The sequence below is a fragment of the Pseudomonas sp. BS3767 genome, from assembly GCF_900099665.1.
Classification (GTDB): domain Bacteria; phylum Pseudomonadota; class Gammaproteobacteria; order Pseudomonadales; family Pseudomonadaceae; genus Aquipseudomonas; species Aquipseudomonas cerasi.
Genome location: NZ_FNCX01000007.1, coordinates 13762 through 26554, shown reverse-complemented (window position 1 = coordinate 26554; position 12793 = coordinate 13762). Strand labels below are relative to the sequence as shown.

Below are 12793 nucleotides of genomic sequence, written 5' to 3'. Positions count from 1 at the left end.
CATGAACGCAAAGACGACAATTTCTCGACACCTCGCATTAGAAACCCGCAGGCTTCTGTGCGCAATCGCTCTGCTGTGCCTTTCCAGCACGGTGACCCTCGCTCGTGCCGAGAATTTCACACTGCCTGAACAGCTTATCGGCGTCACCCAAGGGTTTCTTGAGTTCACAGTAGAAGACTATTTGGCAACCAACCAGATTGACGGGCGCCATGAGATACAGGTCAAGCAGCTCGACCCGCGTTTAAGGATGGGTGCCTGCGACAAGGATTTGACAGCCACACTGGAAAGTCCGCGCCCGGTTGGCCGGGTTACCGTGCGCGTGCGCTGCGAAGGTTCTTCGCCCTGGACGGTGTTTGTGCCCGCTCAGGTATTGCTGTATCGCAACGTCGTGACCGTGATGCGCCCGCTCAAGCGTGACGCGATCGTCACCGAAGAAGACGTCGCGATGCGTGAGCGGGATGTCGGCAGTCTGGGTCAGGGTTTCCTGGCGTCGCTGGATCAGGCGGTCGGTCAGAAGGTTGTCCGACAAATGGTCATCGACCAGGTCATTACCCCGGTGGCGCTTGAGCAGCCACAGATGGTTCACAAGGGCGATCAGGTGGTGATCATCGCGCGCAGCGGCTCGCTGGCGGTTCGCATGCCCGGCGAAGCAATGTCCGACGGAGGCTTCAACGAACAGATACGGGTGAAAAACCTCAATTCCCAGCGGGTGATCAAAGCAAGTGTCACCGGCCCAGGGCAGGTGGAAGTCGCTATGTAGTGCATTGATGGTGGCGCGAAGGGTGTGTTTTTTTTAGACTGCGGGGAATGCCCGACGGCAAATGTCGTCTATTGGGAAGCTTTCTCACAATCAGCCTAAAGTTTGACAGGGGTTGGCCGAAAACAAGGCAAGCGTCCAAACACCCAGAGGTTTTTTCAATCATGGTCATAGATTTCAGTCGCCTTAACAACTCACAGGCTGTTGCCGGTACTTCACGTACCAGCGCCAGTAAAGACACCGCCAAAACCGATGCCCCAGCCCCTGCCGTCACCGCAGGTGTCAAAAGCACCGGGGAAACTTTTTCCTTGAGCAGTGAGGCTCAACAGTTGCAGAAAATCACGGACAAGCTGACCGATCTGCCAACCGTCAACAGTGCTCGCGTTGCCGAGCTCAAACAGGCCATCGCCGACGGTAGTTACACAGTGGACAGCAACCGTGTCGCCAGCAAACTGTTGAATTTCGAAACCCAACGCTAAGCCAAGGCTGGCGCTGGATATTCTGGACGCTTAAAAACCAGAGCATGCGATGCACGACACTACTTTGCTGCAGATGATCACTGACGACATGGTTTCAGCCCGACAGCTTCTTGAGTTGTTGCAGGCCGAATCATTGATTCTTCACGGCCGCGACATGGGCGAGATGGAGCAGGTGCTGGCGCAGAAACAGGCGCTGGTCATTCTTCTCGACCAGCACGGCCGCAAGCGTAGCCAGGTGCTTGCGGGCATGGGCCTGCCAGCCAATCGCAGTGGTCTCCAGCAACTGGCCAGCCAGTCGGATATCGGTGAGCAATTGCTGCTGGCCGCCGACGAACTGAATACACTGATCAACGAATGCCAGACGCTCAACGAGCGCAATGGTAGTCTGATCCAGCTGCAACAGGTCAGTACCGCTCACCAGCTTCGCATATTGAACGGTGGCGATACGCCTACACTCTATGACAGTCGCGGATCGACTGCCCTTAGAGCAAAACCACGCCCCCTGAGTCAGGCGTAACTTCCTGTATCAAGGTTTCGTGCATAGTGGCAGAATGCCTGCTGTTGCGTTGCCGTAGTATTTTGCCTGGAGATTCAAGAACGTGAATGGCTCAAGCGCGGACGATGCTCCGCAGCCCCCGAAGGTTCTCAATACACCTTTGGAAATCGCCGCCAACCTGCGGCTGCTACTCGAGAGTCATGATCCTCTGATCATTACCTTCCATGAGCGTCCCCAGCGCTTTCAGAGTTATCTGCTTGAAGTCGACCGTGACAACAACGTCATGGCTCTCGACGAGATGATCCCCCGTGATGGCGAACGCTTTCTGAGCAACGGCGAATCCTTCCGTGTCGAAGGCTTTCATGACGGCGTGCGGATTGCCTGGGAAAGTACTGCGCACATGGACATCCTCAGCACTGACGGTCAACGCATGTACCGTGGCCCGATGCCTGAGGAAGTGGTCTATCACCAGCGGCGCAACGCATTTCGGGCTGCGCTGAAGCTGGCACAACTGGTCGATGTAGAAATCGGCGGTGACCGCTTGAAGTTCACGCTGGCCGGCAAGCTGCTGGACATTTCTGCCACAGGTTGCAAGTTGCGCTTCGAGGGCGACGTGTCCGATCGCATGCAGTTGGGCCAGGTATACGAGCGTTTCGTCGCCAAGCTGCCTTTCGGCGCCATGACAGCACCTGTCGAGTTGCGCCACCTGCATTTCGAAGAACGATTCAACACCACCTTTGCCGGCGTCCGCTTCCACAACATGAGTGGGCTGGTGCAGCGTCAGGTCGAGCGCTTCGTCTATCAATTACAGCGCGAAGCACGACGCTTCGACAAAGACGAGGACTTCTGACACTCACCTGAATCCTTCGGCGATTGCGGCAATGCTGCCGCAATCATGCACTACCCTGCACTCTCCCCTCAGGCCTTCCAGGTCTCGCTTTCACGCTCGCGTTCATGCTCATCGGCTTCAGCTGGTTCCGCTCCGGCAGCCGGCTCGGTCTGCGCCAGAACCTCGCTTTCTGCATCGACCTCAGCTTCAGACACCGCCTCGGGCTCCGACTCAGGCTCAGGCTCAACGGTTGCCTGCATCTGTTCCTGAACCACCTGCTCATCGACACGCGGGTCAAGTGCAACCACCAGTGGCGAACTGGACATACTGTCCGGCATCGCAACGTGGTGCAGCGGTGCGTTTTCGACCTGATGCAAGTGAGTGACCGCCTTGGGCCTGATCAGCAGTACCAGAATCACACCCGCGCCACAGACGAACGCATAGAGCATGTGACCGCCAAACTGCTTCATCACCACACCCGCGGCCAACGGACCGATACTGGCGCCAATGCCGTAGGTCATGAGCAACATGGCCGTCAGCGATACCCGGCGCTCGGCCTCGACGTGGTCATTGGCGAAGGCCACTGCCAGCGGATAAAGGCAGAACTGCATCAGCGAAGCCAGAAACCCGACACCGAACAGCACCTCGACCGGCACACTGGGAAACACCGCCAGCGGTAATGACGCCACCACCAGTGCGGCGGCAAAGATGCGCATCAGTACGGAACGGTCATAGCGGTCGGACAGCAGGCCCAACGGCCACTGCACCAGAAACCCGGCCAGAATGCAGCAGCCCATGAACAGACCGACCTGCTCGGTGGACAGCCCCTGCTCAGCGGCGTAGACCGGTGCCAGACCATAGAACGAGCCGATGATCAGGCCGGCGCCCAGTACCGCCGTCAACGACTGCGGCACACGCTTCATGAAGAAGCGCGGCTCCAGTGGTGCCGGATGCAGGGGTGCCGGGTGAATCGCCCGGGTCATGGCGACCGGCACCAGGCACAGTGCGAAACACAGCGCTACCAGCATCAGCAGCTCAGGCCCCAGTTGCGGGTGAACCACCAGCACCAGCTGACCCAGCACCAGCCCCAGGTAGGAGGCAATCATGTAACCGCTGAAGACCATGCCGCGCTGTTTGGCGGCCGCCTGCTCGTTCAGCCAGCTCTCGATGACCATGTATTGGCACATCATGCCCAGACCTACGATGACCCTCAGCACCAGCCAGGCCGGCAACCAGCTGATCAGGCCATGCCCGAGTACCGCCGCGCCGACGATGCCGGCACAGGTGGCGTAGGCGCGAATGTGACCGACACGGCCGATCAGGCGGTGACCGATCTTGCCGCCCAGCACCAGACCGAAATAGTTGGCGGCCATCAACGCACCGACCCACAGGCTGTCAACCTGATCGGCCGCCAGGCGCAGGGCCAGATAAGTGCTCAGCAGACCCGAGCCGATCAACATCATCAACGAGGCAAAATAAAGCGCTCGAAAGGACTTCCAGATTTGGCGCATCAACTTTCCAAAAATAGGGAGTCGCCCGACTGGGCGAGCCCAACACTGCGATTCTTAAACCTGAGCAGCCAGCACGCGCCGTTCCCAGGGGGTTATCTCGTCAAAAAAACTGGTCAGTTCCAGGGTCTTCGACGCGATGTAGCCTTCGATGAATTCATGACCAAACAGTTCCTTGGCCAACTGACTGCTTTTCAGACGCTCCAGAGCAGCGTGCAAGGTACACGGCAATAACAATTCTTCCGGCACCTCGAGTTCGCCCTGCAGCGGCGGCGTCGGTTCCAGCCGTTGCTCGATGCCATGCAGCCCGGCCGCCAGACTTGCGGCAATGGCCAGATAGGGATTGGCATCAGCGCCCGGCAGACGATTCTCCACCCTTCTGGCCGCCGCTGCACTCGACGGTATACGTAATCCGGCAGCGCGATTGTCGTAGGACCAGCAGGCGTTGTTGGGCGAGGCATACGGATGGCACAGGCGCTGGTAGGAATTCACATTGGGCGCGAACAGCGCGGTGAAGTCCGCCATGCAGGCTTGCTGGCCAGCAATGAAATGACGAAACGTGTCGGTCGGCTCACCCTGCGCATCACTGAAGATGTTCGTTGCGGTCTCTGCTGTCACCACGCTCTGATGAATATGCATCGAACTGCCCGCTGTATGGGCGAGCGGCTTAGCCATGCAGACCACAATCAGCCCGTGCTTGAGCGCGACTTCCCTGAGCAGGTGCTTGAACAGAAAGGTCTGATCGGCCAGCAGCAGCGGATCGCCATGCAGCAGGTTGATCTCGAACTGGCTGACGCCCATCTCGTGCATCACCGTGTCACGCGGCAGGCCCAACGCCGCCATACAGGCGTATACCTCGGCGAAAAAAGGCCGCAAGCCATTGTTGGAGCTGATACTGAACGCTGAATGCCCCTGCTCGCGTCGTCCGTCCAGCCCTGTCGGCGGTACGAACGGATACAGCGGCTCGGGGTTGGGCGCAAAGACAAAAAACTCGAGTTCAGTGGCCACCACCGGCACCAGGCCCTGCGCAGCGTAACGGGCGATAACTGCCTTGAGCTGATTACGGGTGGAGAGCATGCAGGGCTGACCATTGAGGTCCTGCGCATCACAGATCGCCAAGGCGCGCGGCGATGTGCTCCAGGGCAGACGGTGGAGCTGCTGTGGATCACTGATCAGCGCCAGATCGCCGTCGTCACTGCCGTAGAAGCGCGCCGGCGGATAGCCGCCCATGATGCATTGCAGCAACACACCGCGCGCCAGCTGCAAACGGCGGCCCTCGAGAAAACCTTCAGCGGTCATTACCTTGCCGCGCGGTACACCGTTCAAATCCGGGGTTACACACTCCACTTCATCAATGCCCATCAGCATTTCTTTCTGCGAATGGGGGTCATTGCCTGTCATGGGTCAGTCCTTTTAGTTGAGCAGCAAACGCCAAGCTTCAACCTTCAGACTGCAATCTTCAAGCACCGCGCTTCAGGCTGTCGGCCTGCCGCGTCAGAGAACCGGGTTATGGAAAGGCGTCCCGGTCACTTCGATGAACTCCTTTCGGTAGTTTTCGTTTTCCGGGTCGACCACAAGGGCCTGACGCAGGAATTCGACGCCTTCGGCCACATTGCCCAACTGACGACTCAGAGCGCCGGCAAGGTGCAGCCTGGTGGCATCGAAAAAATTGAATGACAGCATGATTTTGGTCAGCGTCAGCGCGTTCTCGAGCTTGCCCGCCATCAACAACTGATTGAACTGGGTATTGAAGTCGCCGACGTCCTGCCACTTTTCCGCAGACAAGCCCTCCACTTTGCGGAGCACGACGGTGTGGCCGTTGCCTACTTTCGAATCGGTTTCTTCGACGCACTCGATGTACCAGCAACCCAGGCCTGACGAGTTAACATAATTGACTGCGCGGAGCATGCTTTGCAGGGAAAAGACCTGATAGTGACCGCGCCACTCGCCTTCAGTGACGGTGGTCATGTCGACCTTGTTTTCATAGTCCTCGATCATCTGCGCCAGCGTCGTCAAACGACGGGCCCGATCAGTCTTGGCTGCGGTGCGCTTGGGAAAGATGCAGAAGAATACCCCGCCGTTCTTCAGCACTCTGAAGGATTCGACGTAGGCAGAGAGCAGGTTGGGGACGTGCTCGATGACGTGCGAACTGATCAGATAGTCAACTGACGAGTCGGCCGTATGGATGCACTGAAAATCGCCCAGCATGTCGACCTTCGAAACGTCGCCCGACACTTTCATCTGCTCGACGAAGTACTGCTGATAGTCTTCCATGTCGCGAGGGTGCAAAAAATCCACACCGTTGCACGGCGCAACGTTCAGGCAATTGGCAAGATTGAACGCATTGTGAGCCGCTGCGCCCAACTCTATACCATGCCCCTGGCAGTACTTTTTAGCTAACAGCATCACCCACCCACCGCTCATCGTGATATCGAATACAGTCTTTCATCGGTTTCGGCGGTGTCCGCTAAAACTTTAACCGGCACCGCTCCAGGTCTTTGGCGTGCCCGCAATTGGCGCAAATATTGCAATCCACCGCGTACATACGTCGATTGACGTCAGCGCAGGCCTGAACCACTCGCCACGCTGCGACGCCAATCAACAAACAATCACGCTAACGCCCAAGAGAACAGAGGATCACCATGATCAATGGTCAAAAGGTTGGCTGCGGAATCGTCACCTACAACCGTCCTGCGCTGCTGAAAAAACTTTACGATTCCCTGCCTGCCGAGATCATCGACTGCGTTGTCATCATCAATGACGGCGATGTGTATCCGGAGTTTTCCGCGTATGACAGCGAGGTTTTCTTCAATAACGAAACCAATCTCGGCGTTGGAAAATCCAAGAACAGAGCCTTGTCGCGACTGATGGATGCCGGGTGCGAGCATCTGTTCCTGATCGAAGACGACATCTACATAAAAAGCCCGGAAGTCTTCGAGCTTTATATTCTGACTTCGACACTGACCGGTATTCAGCACCTCAATTACAGCCAGCATGGCCTGATGAACAAGACGCCGTCCGGCGAGGCCAATGCGGTGTACAGGATTGACTACGGCAATGGCATCAACCTGCCCTTGTACCGCCATTGCGTCGGCGCGTTTTCCTACTATTCCAGACGGAGCCTGGAAGCGGCCGGCCTGATGGACGAGACGTATCACAACGCCTTCGAACACGTCGACCACACCCTGGCCATCATCAACCAGAACATGCACCCGCCGTTCTGGTTTTTTGCCGACATCGATAATTCGCAGCTGTATCTGGGGGACGAGCCCTGGACGCTTGAGGGCTCAACGATTTCGTCCGATACCCTGCATCGGCAAAATGCTCTTGCGGCCATCGAGCACTTCACGCTCAAGCACGGCTGCGAACCGGTCAGACATCCGTTGGCGTCTGATCAGGACCTGATGGACAGCCTGAACAGCATCAAACAGAACTTCGGGCTGAATATCTAAGCGCCGAATACGCCCCGCAATCCTGACTAGGCGTTGCGGGGTGCTCTTGGAAAGGCTGCGGCCTCTCAGGGCAGGGTCATACTGAACATCGCCCCGCCCAGCACGCCGCCGTTGGCGATTTCAATGCGCCCGCGCATGCCGTTGCGTACATGCAGCCGGGCAATGTGCGCAGCGAAATACAAGCCCAGGCCGGTACTGCCGCTGCCCTGGTTGATGCCCTGCACATAGTCGGTCTGGCGTTCGATCAGATACGCCGGGTAGCCGGGGCCATCGTCATTGATGGTGATCTTCAGCTGCCCGCCTTCATCACCGACACTGACAACAATCTGCTCGCGGGCAAAGCCGATGGCGTTGACGATGATATTGCCCACCACCGAGCCGATCAGTTCGCGGTCGAAAAAGCCCAGGGGGCTAACCACATCGATCGCATGACGCGCGGCAATCCCGCGGCTGGCCAGCACGTCCTGATGATGGGCCAGTTGCGCTTCGATGAAATCGTCCAGTTCGTGGTAGTCCGGACGCAACGGCATCTGGTTGACACCCAGCTTGTAAAGGCCGAGCAACTGCACGAGCATCCCGTTGAGGTTGGCGAACTCGTAGTTGATGACGCCATGCTCCGGCGTATCGCGCTGCTGGACCGAAAGCTTCGCCTGCCACTGGCTGTGTGCCTGGATCAGCGTCGCCAGCGAGTTCTTCATGTCGTGCACCGTGGAGGCGATCACCATGGAAAAGTCGAGGCCCTGCTCTATCTCCTCACTCATGCGCTGAATGCCCTCTCCCTGAGTTTCTGGTAGCGCTCATAGCGTGGATCGCTTTCCGGGATCTTGCCAAGCATGGTCAGGCTGGCACGGCACTCGTCAATTCCGGCCTGGCCCAGATTCTGGCCAGGGTGAAGCAGCGACTGCACCATGTTCAGCGCAATACTGATGTTCTTTGGCTGCAGCCCCAGCGCACTGCGGAAAAATGCCTGTGCTTCCGTAAGATTGCCGGCCTTGTAGCTGCGCACGCCTTGCAGGTTGAAATCGACAGCCGCCTTGCTGGCACCCAGAATCGCCGGATCATCGGTCATGCTGGCAATGCTTTTCATCACCGCAGGATCATCGCCATAGGCTCCCGCACAACTCTTCAAGACGCCGGCACCGGCCTCTTCCTGACCAAGCTTCTTCAGTTGCGCAGCCACCATCAGTGCGGCATCGGCACTGAGCACCTGCTCCATGCCATCCAGTCTGGCCATTGCCTGCTCGGTCAGCTTGGCTGCGGTTTCCGGGTCCGAATGCTGCAGGCTGGCCGCTTTCATCAAGCGGGTGCGCACTTGCAGACCCTCGTCGTCGCCATGCTCCTTGGCCACGTCGACCAGGGCGTTGTTGATCTCGACACGGGTGCGCGCATCGAGCCCCTGATCACCGCCTTTGCTGATCAGCGCATGCGCCAACCCCAGGTTGGTTTCCGGATCCTTGAAACGCGAATGCTGACCTTGGGAGACGGCCTGGCGATATGCCTTGGAAGCGCTTTCGAAGTCCTCGTTGCCCAATGCCAGCTTGCCCAGCAGCTTCTGCCGACGCACCGCCAGCGGCGACAGGCGCACTGCGCTTTCCAGCACGGACTGCGCGCGCTTGCCATCGCCAAGCGCGACCAGCACATCAGCCAGGCCATCGAACAGCGCAGGCATGGTCGGAAATGCCTTGATTGCCTGTTCGTAGACAGCCTGCGCCTCGGCGGTCTTGCCGCGCTTGAGCAGCAGGCTGCCCAATGCACCGTAGGCCCACGGCGTGGCCCGATCGGCCAGAATGGTCTTGAGGAACGCTTCCAGGGGCTCGTTCTGCTTCAGGTCACGCAGGGCATCGGCCTTGTAGCGCAGGCACAACGGCGCATAACGTGGGTCCTGCTCGATCAGCTTGTCGCACGCGGCCAGTACTTCGGCCGGTTTGCGACGGTCGAGGGCCTGCAGAATCGGCTTGAGCAAGGTCTTGCGCTGCACCAGCTTTTCCAGGCGCTGGGCCAGCCCGGCGCGGTTGAACGGCTTGGTCAGGTAACCATCCGGCTCCCACTCAAGCGCACTCATGACCATCGCCTGACTGTTTTCGGCAGTGACCATGATGAATACGCTTTCGTAACTCAGCAGCCGCTCGATCATCAGGTCTTCCAGCACTTGCTGACCGTTCTTGCGACCATCACCCAGGTTGAAATCGTGCAGCACGAAGTCATAACGCTTTTGCGAGCACATGCGCAGAGCCTGCTCGCCGGTGTCGGCGGTGTCCACTTCCTTGACGCCCAACTCACGCAGCATCGATCTCACTGAACTGCGAAAGTCAGAGAAATCATCAACGATAAGAAAGCTTTTTTGGTTGTACGCCAGCATCCGGATTCCTGCACAGGAGAGGGTGAAAATATGAGACCCGCAGCCTGAAAATCATTCAGGCCCGACTCGGCAGCCCATTTTTCAGGACGCACATAATAACTGATAGCAAAAAGCCATAACACAACTTGCCGGTCCCCTCCTCCTATGCGTCAGCGCAGGAGGTTGAGGGCGACACTCAGTTTTTCGACCATCCACGCAGAAACTGTAGAACGAACATCAACTTCGCGCACGAACCCTGTGCCAGGCAGGCATAAAGAGTGTGGGCTGTATCTTGGTTGCGGCAGGGGAAAGGCATTTTCGGAGAGGTCCGTCACACATCGGCTGCGCACTCGATAAAACGCACAGCGTGGCGGACAACATGCCAGCGCGGGGCGCTGGCATGTGAGGTAATCAAGGTGGTTTACACCCAGCCGTCGTTCTTCTTACGGCCCTTGGTCAGCGCCGGAAGGATCAGGCCGACCAGCAAGCCGGCACCGGCAATGCTGCCGCCGTAGACCATGTAACGCATCATCACTTGCTTGTTCTCATCGCCAAGTCGTGCCTGAGTCGCACGCAATTCAGCCTGAGAGTCGGCCAGTTGATCGTTGAGGGTCTTGGTGCGCGCCTCCAGCTCATCGACCAGTTTCTTGCGCGCGTCCAGCGTTTCCTGCATGCCCTGCACGCGAGTCTTCCAAGTGTTGTCGATGCCCGCCAGCTGCTCGGTCAGATCGGCGACCTGCTGAGTCAGTTGTGGGACACGCTCGGCCTGGCCAGGGACTTCCTGCAAGTCGCTGCTCGGAATCCACACCGTGGAACCGCCTTCGCCGCGCACCTGGCTGAACTTGCCCGAAGCGCTGAGCAGCTCGACCTTCTGCCCGGATTTCAGCGTTCCCACAATCCGGTGATCATCGGTTGGTCCGCTGCGTACATAAGTCGTAAGACTGTCGCTAACCCAGCGATCGCTGCCTGCGGCCTGTGCGCTGCCAGGCACGACAACGGTCAATGCAGCGCCAACCAGGCCTGCGCCGAGCAAGCGACGCGAAACGACGAACAGGCCAGGGGCTCGGGAAAGAAGTGCGGAAAAATGACGAGACATGGCGATAATTATCTTTATCTGAAATGAAAATAAAGCCTCGTTTAACGGGCCGGCTAAGGATGGGAGCGGCAAGTGATCAACGGTTTTGCAACTCCTGCCCGGACGGAATGTCTGCCTATCAGGCGCGCTGAAAAAGCACCTGATGATCCCTTTCGTGCAGGCCGTCCAGAAAGTCCATCAGCTAACAGACTCCGTTAACGGGGTCAGGTTCACTATTGCCCGTTGTCCGCGTCAAAATTCAGCCGCACGGTCATGCGAAGCAAGTGCCTGCTTTCAAAAGAATTCACCTGCCGATTCAATCCTGCGACGACGCACAACGGCTCAAACAGGGGACGTCTGCGGTCCGGCGTTTGCTTTCCCGGCCAAGTGCTGTAGAAAAGGCTCCACAGGGGTGAATGTTCTCGATATTCACCATCCTGATGCTCGACTGCATCGCTCTAATGGAAAATAGAATGATCCCAAGACAAGTGATTAACGCCACCGTAAGCCCGAAAGGCAGCCTTGAAACCCTGTCCCAACGTGAAGTGCAGCAGCTCAGCGCGGCCGGTTCAGGCAGCACCTATACCCTGTTTCGCCAGTGCGCCCTGGCCATTCTCAATACTGGCGCCCACGTCGATAACGCCAAGACCATTCTTGAAGCGTACGAGAGTTTTGAAGTCCGCATCCATCAACAGGACCGCGGCGTTCGCCTGGAGCTGCTCAACGCTCCGGCCGATGCCTTCGTCGACGGCGAGATGATCGCCAGCACCCGCGAAATGCTGTTCAGCGCCTTGCGCGACATCGTCTATACCGAAAGCGAGCTGGACAGCCAGCGCATCGACCTGAGCAATTCCCAGGGCATCACCGACTACGTGTTCCACCTGCTGCGCAACGCTCGTACCCTGCGTGCCGGTGTCGAGCCGAAGATGGTGGTGTGCTGGGGCGGCCATTCGATCAATACCGAAGAATACAAATACACCAAGAAAGTCGGCCACGAACTGGGCCTGCGCAGCCTGGATATCTGCACCGGCTGCGGCCCCGGCGTGATGAAAGGCCCGATGAAAGGCGCGACCATCGCGCACGCCAAGCAGCGTATCGTCGGCGGTCGCTACCTGGGCCTGACCGAGCCGGGCATCATCGCTGCCGAAGCGCCCAACCCGATCGTCAATGAGTTGGTGATCCTGCCGGACATCGAAAAACGCCTCGAAGCGTTCGTCCGCGTCGGTCACGGCATCATCATTTTCCCTGGTGGCGCAGGCACTGCCGAAGAGTTCCTGTATCTGCTGGGCATTCTGATGCACCCGGACAACAAGGACGTGCCGTTCCCGGTGATCCTGACCGGCCCGAAAAACACCGAGCCGTACCTGCAGCAACTGCACGCATTTGTCGGTGCCACGCTGGGTGAAGAGGCGCAGCGCCACTACCAGATCATCATCGACAACCCGGCAGACGTTGCCCGGCAGATGACTCAGGGCCTTAAGGAAGTGAAGCGGTTCCGCCGCGAGCGTAATGACGCGTTTCACTTCAATTGGCTGCTGAAGATCGAGGAAAGCTTCCAGCACCCTTTCGATCCGACCCACGAGAACATGTCCAGACTGCAACTGAACCACGATGTGCCGACTCACGAACTGGCCGCCAATCTGCGCCGGGCGTTTTCCGGCATCGTCGCCGGCAACGTCAAGGACAAGGGCATTCGCCTGATCGAACAGCACGGTCCTTATCAGATCCACGGCGATCCATCGATCATGGGCCCGCTGGACAAGCTGTTGCAGGCCTTCGTCGATCAGCACCGCATGAAGCTGCCAGGCGGCGCGGCGTACGTGCCGTGCTACCAGGTCGTGACCTGACCGCACAGCGAC

At 58.3% G+C, this 12793-nt stretch carries 12 protein-coding genes; 6 read left to right on the top strand and 6 right to left on the bottom strand.

Annotation, left to right across the window (positions count from 1 at the left end; translation table 11 throughout):
• Position 1 precedes the first annotated feature (1 nt).
• The 4 genes from flgA (at position 2) to BLR16_RS19175 (ending at position 2582) form a co-directional block, all read left to right on the top strand.
• A complete protein-coding gene (flgA, locus tag BLR16_RS19190) occupies positions 2-760 on the top strand; it encodes a flagellar basal body P-ring formation chaperone FlgA (protein WP_074808694.1) in 759 nt (252 codons plus the stop codon).
• A 161-nt stretch (positions 761-921) separates the two neighbouring features.
• Positions 922-1236: a flagellar biosynthesis anti-sigma factor FlgM gene (gene flgM / locus BLR16_RS19185; protein ID WP_003370051.1), complete on the top strand. Its 315-nt coding sequence runs from the start codon at positions 922-924 to the stop codon at positions 1234-1236.
• A 49-nt stretch (positions 1237-1285) separates the two neighbouring features.
• Positions 1286-1753 (top strand): flagella synthesis protein FlgN, encoded by a 468-nt coding sequence (locus BLR16_RS19180; protein ID WP_003370050.1) that lies wholly within the window; start codon positions 1286-1288, stop codon positions 1751-1753.
• Between the two features lie 82 nt (positions 1754-1835).
• Positions 1836-2582: a flagellar brake protein gene (locus tag BLR16_RS19175; RefSeq protein ID WP_003370048.1), complete on the top strand. Its 747-nt coding sequence runs from the start codon at positions 1836-1838 to the stop codon at positions 2580-2582.
• A 68-nt stretch (positions 2583-2650) separates the two neighbouring features.
• Here the strand turns inward: BLR16_RS19175 and BLR16_RS19170 are convergent, their stop codons facing one another.
• The 3 genes from BLR16_RS19170 to BLR16_RS19160 form a co-directional block, all read right to left on the bottom strand.
• The gene (locus BLR16_RS19170) at positions 2651-4072 is read right to left on the bottom strand and encodes an MFS transporter (RefSeq protein WP_074808691.1); all 1422 of its coding nucleotides are present in this window, start codon (positions 4070-4072) and stop codon (positions 2651-2653) included.
• A gap of 54 nt (positions 4073-4126) precedes the next feature.
• Complete coding sequence (locus BLR16_RS19165) at positions 4127-5368, bottom strand: glutamine synthetase family protein (RefSeq protein ID WP_161437912.1); 1242 nt, start codon at positions 5366-5368, stop codon at positions 4127-4129.
• A 195-nt stretch (positions 5369-5563) separates the two neighbouring features.
• The gene (locus BLR16_RS19160) at positions 5564-6475 is read right to left on the bottom strand and encodes a methyltransferase domain-containing protein (RefSeq protein ID WP_074808685.1); all 912 of its coding nucleotides are present in this window, start codon (positions 6473-6475) and stop codon (positions 5564-5566) included.
• A gap of 236 nt (positions 6476-6711) precedes the next feature.
• Between BLR16_RS19160 and BLR16_RS19155 the strand changes: the two genes are divergently transcribed.
• Positions 6712-7521, top strand: a complete 810-nt coding sequence (locus BLR16_RS19155) for a glycosyltransferase family 2 protein (protein ID WP_003370038.1) — start codon at positions 6712-6714, stop codon at positions 7519-7521.
• A 65-nt stretch (positions 7522-7586) separates the two neighbouring features.
• Here the strand turns inward: BLR16_RS19155 and BLR16_RS19150 are convergent, their stop codons facing one another.
• The 3 genes from BLR16_RS19150 to BLR16_RS19140 all read right to left on the bottom strand — a co-directional run bounded on the left by BLR16_RS19150 (position 7587) and on the right by BLR16_RS19140 (position 10955).
• Positions 7587-8282 carry a sensor histidine kinase gene (locus tag BLR16_RS19150; protein WP_003370036.1) on the bottom strand — a complete coding sequence of 232 codons (696 nt, stop codon included), beginning with the start codon at positions 8280-8282 and terminating at the stop codon, positions 7587-7589.
• Positions 8279-9880, bottom strand: a complete 1602-nt coding sequence (locus tag BLR16_RS19145; RefSeq protein ID WP_003370034.1) for a tetratricopeptide repeat-containing response regulator — start codon at positions 9878-9880, stop codon at positions 8279-8281. The genes BLR16_RS19150 and BLR16_RS19145 overlap by 4 nt, the downstream gene beginning before the upstream one ends.
• A 400-nt stretch (positions 9881-10280) precedes the next feature.
• Positions 10281-10955, bottom strand: coding sequence for a TIGR04211 family SH3 domain-containing protein (locus BLR16_RS19140; protein WP_003436066.1), 675 nt, complete (start codon positions 10953-10955; stop codon positions 10281-10283).
• 452 nt (positions 10956-11407) lie between these two features.
• On the opposite strand from BLR16_RS19140, the gene ppnN reads away from it, so the two are divergent.
• On the top strand, positions 11408-12781 hold the full coding sequence (gene ppnN / locus BLR16_RS19135) for a nucleotide 5'-monophosphate nucleosidase PpnN (protein ID WP_003436065.1): 1374 nt from the start codon (positions 11408-11410) through the stop codon (positions 12779-12781).
• The last annotated feature ends 12 nt before the right edge of the window (positions 12782-12793 follow it).